Source organism: Streptomyces sp. MS06, assembly GCF_047200655.1.
In the GTDB taxonomy this organism is placed as follows: Bacteria; Actinomycetota; Actinomycetes; order Streptomycetales; family Streptomycetaceae; genus Streptomyces.
Window position 1 is genome coordinate 1 of record NZ_JBJZOJ010000118.1, and the last position, 6,555, is coordinate 6,555.

The 6,555-nt window shown below is 74.3% G+C and carries 7 protein-coding genes and 1 pseudogene; 2 read left to right on the plus strand and 6 right to left on the minus strand.

Going from position 1 to position 6,555, the window contains the following annotated elements; all coding sequences use genetic code 11:
* Positions 1-27: 27 nt before the first annotated feature.
* Genes ACL02U_RS32515 through ACL02U_RS32525 form a run of 3 tightly spaced genes read right to left on the minus strand, consistent with a single transcriptional unit; the run spans position 28 to position 2,064 of the window.
* Positions 28-933 carry an NAD kinase gene (locus ACL02U_RS32515; RefSeq protein ID WP_412794609.1) on the minus strand — a complete coding sequence of 302 codons (906 nt, stop codon included), beginning with the start codon at positions 931-933 and terminating at the stop codon, positions 28-30.
* Positions 930-1,745, minus strand: a complete 816-nt coding sequence (locus ACL02U_RS32520; protein WP_412794610.1) for a TlyA family RNA methyltransferase — start codon at positions 1,743-1,745, stop codon at positions 930-932. The genes ACL02U_RS32515 and ACL02U_RS32520 overlap by 4 nt, the downstream gene beginning before the upstream one ends.
* Before the next feature lie 7 nt (positions 1,746-1,752).
* Positions 1,753-2,064, minus strand: a complete 312-nt coding sequence (locus ACL02U_RS32525) for a hypothetical protein (RefSeq protein WP_412794611.1) — start codon at positions 2,062-2,064, stop codon at positions 1,753-1,755.
* Between the two features lie 42 nt (positions 2,065-2,106).
* Here ACL02U_RS32525 and ACL02U_RS32530 point away from each other — a divergent pair, with 42 nt between their 5' ends.
* Positions 2,107-2,454 carry a sterol-binding protein gene (locus ACL02U_RS32530; protein ID WP_412794612.1) on the plus strand — a complete coding sequence of 116 codons (348 nt, stop codon included), beginning with the start codon at positions 2,107-2,109 and terminating at the stop codon, positions 2,452-2,454.
* Here ACL02U_RS32530 and ACL02U_RS32535 read toward each other — a convergent pair.
* Positions 2,438-2,873: pseudogene (locus ACL02U_RS32535) on the minus strand (ABC transporter ATP-binding protein); the annotation flags it as partial. The gene ACL02U_RS32530 and the pseudogene ACL02U_RS32535 sit on opposite strands and share 17 nt — an antisense overlap.
* A gap of 184 nt (positions 2,874-3,057) precedes the next feature.
* Positions 3,058-4,086, minus strand: a complete 1,029-nt coding sequence (locus ACL02U_RS32540; protein ID WP_412794613.1) for an HAD-IIA family hydrolase — start codon at positions 4,084-4,086, stop codon at positions 3,058-3,060.
* Positions 4,087-4,159: 73 nt separating this feature from the next.
* Here ACL02U_RS32540 and ACL02U_RS32545 point away from each other — a divergent pair, with 73 nt between their 5' ends.
* Positions 4,160-5,449 (plus strand): DUF1015 family protein, encoded by a 1,290-nt coding sequence (locus ACL02U_RS32545; RefSeq protein WP_412794614.1) that lies wholly within the window; start codon positions 4,160-4,162, stop codon positions 5,447-5,449.
* Between the two features lie 59 nt (positions 5,450-5,508).
* Here the strand turns inward: ACL02U_RS32545 and ACL02U_RS32550 are convergent, their stop codons facing one another.
* On the minus strand, positions 5,509-6,306 hold the full coding sequence (locus ACL02U_RS32550; protein ID WP_412794615.1) for a tetratricopeptide repeat protein: 798 nt from the start codon (positions 6,304-6,306) through the stop codon (positions 5,509-5,511).
* Positions 6,307-6,555 lie beyond the last annotated feature (249 nt).

Here is a 6,555-nt window from a genome sequence, read left to right on the forward strand (position 1 = left end):
CCCCGCGCGGTCCGCCGGACGGCGCGCCTAGTGCGGCGCTCCGCGCCACCCGGACACCGGCAGCGCGAACTTGGCCACGAGCCGGTCGGTGAACGAGGCGTGGTGCAGTCGGGCCAGCCGCACCGGCACCGCGCCCCGCCGCACCTCCACCCGCGCACCGGGCGGCAGTTCCACCGTCCGCCGGCCGTCGCACCACAGCACGCCCGGCGAGTCGTGCGGCTGCACCTCCACCGCGAGCACCGAGTCCGGCGAGGTCACCAGGGGCTTCGCGAACAGCGCATGGGCGCTGATGGGCACCATCAGCAGCGCCTCCACCTCCGGCCAGACCACCGGCCCGCCCGCGGAGAAGGCGTACGCGGTCGACCCGGTGGGGGTGGCGCACACGATGCCGTCGCAGCCGAACCCGGTGACCGGCCGCCCGTCGACCTCCAGGACCACTTCCAGCAGCTTCTCGACGGAGCCCTTCTGCACGGCGGCCTCGTTGAGCGCCCAGTCGGTGTGCACGATCTCGCCGTTGCGGTGGACGACGACGTCGACGGTCATCCGCTCCTCGACCTCGTACGCCCTGGTGACCACCCGGTCGACGACCTTGTCGAGGTCGTCCCGTTCGGCCTCCGCGAGGAATCCGACCCGCCCGAGGTTGACGCCGAGCATCGGTACCCCGGAGGCCCGCGCGAACTCGGCTCCGCGGAGCAGGGTTCCGTCCCCGCCCAGCACGATCAGCAGCTCGCACCCGTCGAGGCACTGCGGGGTCGCCTCCTTGACGAGCTGCACCTCTTCGGGGATCGGGAGGTCGAGCGCCTCGGCCTGCAGGCCGCGCACCCCGATGCCGGACCGCAGCAGCCCCTTGACCACGAGTTCGGCGCTGCGGATCGCGGCGGGCCGCCCGGTGTGGGCGAGCAGGAAAACAGTACGCGCTCGGTCAGGTGTCAACGCGGCCCCTCCGCCACTGCACGGTCGATATCGGCCTGGTCCGGGGCGGGCGCCCCGGCACTGAGCCACAGGAAGTACTCGACGTTCCCGGACGGCCCGGGCAGCGGACTGGCGGTGACGTCCCGCACCCCGAGTCCCAGCTCCCACGCCTTGTCGGCCACGCCCCGCACGGCCTCCGCCCGCAGTTGCGGACTCCGCACGACTCCTCCGCTGCCCAGCCGGTCCTTCCCCACCTCGAACTGCGGTTTGACCATCATCACCAGGTCGGCGTCCGGTCTGGCGCAGCGCGCCAGAGCCGGCAGCACCAGACCGAGCGGGATGAAGGACAGATCCCCCACCACAAGATCCACGGGCTCCCCATCGATCGCGTCAAGCGTCAACTCGCGTACGTTCGTACGGTCCTTGACGGTGACGCGTTCATCGCTCCGCAGCGACCAGGCGAGTTGCCCGTACCCCACGTCCACGGCGACGACGTGCGCGGCGCCGGCCCGCAGCAGCACGTCGGTGAAGCCGCCGGTGGAGGCGCCGGCGTCGAGCGCCCTGCGGCCCTCCACGACCAGCCCCCCGGGGGTGAACGCCGCCAGGGCACCGGCCAGTTTGTGGCCGCCGCGGGAGACGTAGTCCGGATCGGTGTCGTCGGCCACGACGACGATCGCCGCGGCGGTCTCCACCTGGGTGGCGGGCTTGGTCGCGACGGCCTTGCCGACCGTCACCCGGCCGGCGGCGATCAGCTGGCTGGCGTGCTCCCGCGACCGCGCGAGCTTCCGCCGGACCAGTTCCGCGTCCAGACGGCGGCGTGCGACTCCTGCCACGTTCGGTTCAGCTCCTGTTCCCGTACGACGATGAGGGCGAGGGGGGCGCCGGGGATCCCGGGCGGGCGTCGAGCGCGGTCAGCGCGTCGCGCAGCCCCCGGTGCACATCCTCGTACACCTCCGCGTGGCGGTCGGCGGCCAGGTGGTCGGCGTCGCCCAGCCGGTCCAGTACGGCGTCCACCCGGGCGTTGCCGGTGGGGGTGCGGGGGACGCCCAGCGGGGCGGGCGCGGCGGGGTCGTCCCCGGGCGTGGACGGGGTCCCCGCCCCGGTCTGCGCCTCCGCTGCCGGGGCCCGCTCCTCGGGCACGGTGTCGCTCATGCCCAGACGCTACCGCGAACCGCTGCGGTACCGTCGGGCGCGATGGCCACGATCGAGGAGTGCCGTGCCGCACTCGACAAGTTTTCGGACACCCTGGGGCGAGCCGAGGGGGACGTACGCGACGCCGCGGCCCTGGACCGCTCGGTGAGCTGCCGCATCACCGACCTGGACGTCACCTTCGCCGGCCGGATCACCGGCGGCCGGATCGAGGTGGCCGAGACCCTTCAGGGACCGCCGCGGGAGAGGGCGCAGATCCGGCTGGCCATGAGCGGGGACGACCTGGTCGCCCTGGTGAACGGGGAGCTGCACTTCGCCCGGGCCTGGGGCGCGGGCCGGGTGCGGCTGGAGGCCGGGCTGCGGGACCTGTTCCGGCTCAGGAGGCTCCTGTAGCGGGCACCCGGGCGCGTGCCCGGCGGGCGGCCGGGACGACCAGGGGGTTCCCGTCTCGGGGTCGTCGACGATCCGGCAGCGCAGCCGGAACACGTGCTCGACCAGCTCCGCGGTGACCACGTCCCGCGGGGGCCCTCGGCCACGACCGCGCCGTCGCGCAGCGCGATCAGGTGGGTGGCGTACCGGGCCGCGTGGTCGAGGTCGTGCAGGACGGCGACGAGGGTGCGCCCCTGCTCCTCGTGCAGTTCGGCGCAGAGGTCGAGGACGCCGATCTGGTGCTGGATGTCCAGGTAGGTGGTCGGCTCGTCGAGCAGCAGCAGCGGCGTCTGCCGGGCGAGCGCCATCGCGATCCACACGCGCTGGCGCTGGCCGCCGGACAGCTCGTCGACGTACCGGTCGGCGAGTTCCAGGACCGCGGTCCGGAGAGCAGCAGCCCGAGCGCGTACGCCGTGCGGCGGCGCGGGGACGCGGGGGCGGGGCCCGCACGGTGTGCGGCAGGACTGTCGACCAACACGAGAGTTAGGTTAGCTTACCCTTGCCAATGTTTTCCGGGGTGGGGTCCGCACCTCGCACCGTCCGGCCCGCGCCCCGCGCCCGCGCCGGTCACAGGCCGAGCCGTGCCAGCGCCTTGCCCCCCTCCAGCTCGCACACGCCCTCGCCCGCCGCCGTCCAGGCCGCCGCGCAGAGCGCACGCAGCCCGTCCAGGCTCTCCCCGCCGCCGTCGATTTCCAGCCGCTCAGCGCCGGCAGTCGCCGTCCACCCCCCGCAGCGGTGGCCGTCGCCGTCCCCGGTGACGGGCGGCTGGCCGGTGAGCAGGCCGCGCAGGTCCGCGTCCACGTAGGTCGGGCGCTGCGGCGGCGCCGCGGCCAGCAGTTGCGCGCCGTCGGTGACACCGGTCAGCACGAGCAGCGAGTCGACCCCGCCGTTGAACGCCCCCTCGATGTCGGTGTCCAGCCGGTCCCCGACCACCAGCGGCCGTTCGGCTCCGGTGCGCAGCACCGTCTCCCGGTGCATCGGGGGCAGCGGCTTTCCGGCCACCTGCGGCTCGGCACCGGTGGCGATCCGCACGACCTCCACCGCCGCCCCGTTGCCCGGGGCGATGCCCCGCGCGCTCGGAATGGTCAGGTCGGTGTTGGACGCGAACCAGGGCACACCGCGCGCGATCGCGTAGGAGGCCTCCGCAAACCGCGACCAGGGCAGCTCCGGCCCGCCGTACCCCTGCACCACGGCGGCCGGGTCGGCGTCGGCGGACTCCACGGGGCTGAGACCCCGCTCCCGCAGCGCCACCCGCAGCCCCTCGCCACCGACCACCAGCACCCGCGACCCCTCCGGCACCTGCTCGGCGATCAGCCGGGCGACGGCCTGCGCGGAGGTGATGACGTCCTCGGCCACCGTCGGTATGCCCAGTTCCGTGAGGTGCGAGGCGACCACGTCCGGGGTGCGCAGCGCGTTGTTGGTGACGTACGCGAGGTGCATGCCGGCCCCACGCGCGGCGTCGAGCGACTCGACGGCGTACGCGATGGCGTCGCCGCCGGCGTAGACCACTCCGTCCAGGTCGAGCAGCGCCGTGTCGTACGCCTCGCTCAGGGCCCGGCCGCTGCCCTCGGGCCTCGTCCTGACGGTCTGGCTCATTCCGCATCGCTCCTCGTTCGCTCGTCTTCCCCCCGATCATCGCGCATGCCTCCGGCACACGTACGATGCCGGGATGGACACTGCCGGTCACTCGGAAGCAACGGCGCTCCGAGGTCTGGAACTCACCCCGTTCCGCGGCCTGCGCTACGACCCCGACCGGGTCGGCAGCCTCGCCGCCGTGACCTCCCCGCCGTATGACGTCGTCGTCCGCCCTGACGGCCTGCACCACCTCCAGGCCGCCGACCCGTACAACATCGTCCGGCTGATCCTTCCCGAGGCGCGCACCGCGGACGCCCGCAACGAGCAGGCGGCCGCCACTCTGCGCCGCTGGCGGGACGAGGGCGTACTGGCCGCGGATCCCGAGCCGGGCCTGTACGTCTACGAGCAGCGCGACGGCGCGGGCCTGCTGCAGCGCGGCATCATCGGCGCCCTGCGCGTCTCCGATCCGGAGGAGGGCGTGGTCCTGCCGCACGAGGACGTGATGCCGCACCTCGTCTCCGACCGCGCGGCCCTGATGCGCGCCACCTCCGCCAACCTGGAACCGCTGCTGCTGACCTACCGCGGGGACGGCCCGGCGGGCACGGCGGCGGAAGTCGTGGAACGCACCGCCGACCAGCCCCCGCTGCTGGCCACGACGACCGAGGACGGCTTCCGCCACCGCCTCTGGTCGATCACCGACCCGGCGGACGTGGCCGGTGTGCAGGCAGACCTCGCCCGCCACCAGGCCCTCATCGCCGACGGCCACCACCGCTGGGCCACCTACCGCCGGCTGCGCACCGAGCATCCCTCCCCCAGCCCGTGGGACTTCGGCCTGGTGCTGCTCGTCGACACCGTGCGCTACCCGCTGCGGGTCCGCGCCATCCACCGGCTGCTCCACGGGCTCCCGGTCGCCGACGCCGTCGCCGCCGTCCGCCCCCACGCACGGGTGCGGAGCCTTTCGAAGCCGCTGCCCGCGGCGCTCGGGGCACTGGCGGAGGCGGCCGGCGAGGGCAACGCCTTCCTGCTGGCCGGGGACGGCGGCTTCCATCTGGTCGACCGCCCGGACCCGGATCTGCTGGCCCGCACCGTCCCGGCGGACCGTCCGGCGGCCTGGCGCAGCCTGGACGCGACGGTGCTGCACACGGCCCTCCTCGACCATGTCTGGCGCATCCCCGACGACTCCGCGCACATCGCCTACATCCACGACACGGCGGCGACGGTCACCAAGGCGGAACGCGACGGCGGAACGGCGGTGCTGATGCACCCGGTGCACGAGGAGGTCGTGCGCGATCTGGCACAGCAGGGGGTCACGATGCCGCGCAAGTCGACGTCGTTCGGTCCGAAGCCGGCCTCCGGCCTGGTGCTGCGCGCCCTGGGGAACTGAACGGGCGGGCACAGGAACCGGTCCGGTTCCCGCACCCGCCCCGGGGCTGCCGCTGGACGTCAGTCCTGCGCAGGACGTCCGGTTCCGTCCGCGGCCGCGGGTCCGCTTCCGGGCTCGCTGCGGTCCTGCTCTGCCTCGCCGTCCTGCTCTGCCTCGGCTTCGTACTCGTTCTCGCCTTCGTCGAGGGCGTCGACGAAGTCCACGCCGTCCATTTCGGCGAGGCGGTCGGAGGCGTCGGTGCTTCCGTCCCGGTCGACCTCGACGGCCTTGGCGAACCACTCCCGCGCCTCGTTCTCCCGCCCGGCGGCTAGCAGGGCGTCGGCGTAGGCGTACCGCAGGCGCGCGGACCACGGCTGGGCGGCGTTGGACGCCAGCTCCGGGCTCTGCAGCGTCACGATGGCCGCGTCCAACTGCCCCATGTCACGCCGGGCTCCGGCCGCGACGAGCCGCATCTCGACCTGCCCGGCCTTGTCGAGCTTGTGCACCTCGGGCGCACCGGCCATGTCCAGGGCCTTCTCCGGCCGCCCGAGCCCGCGCTCGCAGTCGGCCATGACGGGCCACAGGTCCACCGCGCCGGTCATCCGCCGTGCGGCCCGGAACTCGGCGAGTGCCTCCGCGAACTCCTGGTTGGCGTACGCGGCGAATCCGGCGGCCTCCCGTACGGCGGCGACCCGCGACGCCAGTCGCAGGGCCACCTTGGCGTAGGCGTACGCCGTCTCGGCGTCCTCGTCGAGGAGCCGGGCCACCATCACCAGGTTCCTGGCGACGTCGTCCGCGAGCGTCTTCGGCAGGCTCTGCAGCTCCTGCCGCACGTCCTTGTCGATCTCCTCGCCGGTGACGTCCTCGGGGATCGGCAGCCGCTTGATCGGCTCCCGGTCGCGGTCGCGGTCGTCGCGTCGGCCGTAGCCGCCGCGCCGGTCGTCGCGGCCCTGGAAGCCTCCCGGCCGCCCTCCGCGGTCGTCACGGCGCGGGCCGCGGCCGCCACGGTCGTCCCGCCCGCGGTAGCCACCGCGGTCACCGTCCCGACGGTCGTCCCGGCCACGGTAGCCACCGCGGTCGTCACGCCGGTCGTCACGCCGGTCGTCACGCCGGTCGTCGCGCCGGCC

Coding starts and splice junctions, on each gene's coding strand:
- ACL02U_RS32525 (WP_412794611.1), bottom strand. CDS start 2,064: ATGAGCGACACCGTGCCCGAGGAGCGGGCCCCGGCAGCGGAGGCGCAG.
- ACL02U_RS32540 (WP_412794613.1), bottom strand. CDS start 4,086: ATGAGCCAGACCGTCAGGACGAGGCCCGAGGGCAGCGGCCGGGCCCTG.
- ACL02U_RS32530 (WP_412794612.1), top strand. CDS start 2,107: ATGGCCACGATCGAGGAGTGCCGTGCCGCACTCGACAAGTTTTCGGAC.
- ACL02U_RS32545 (WP_412794614.1), top strand. CDS start 4,160: ATGGACACTGCCGGTCACTCGGAAGCAACGGCGCTCCGAGGTCTGGAA.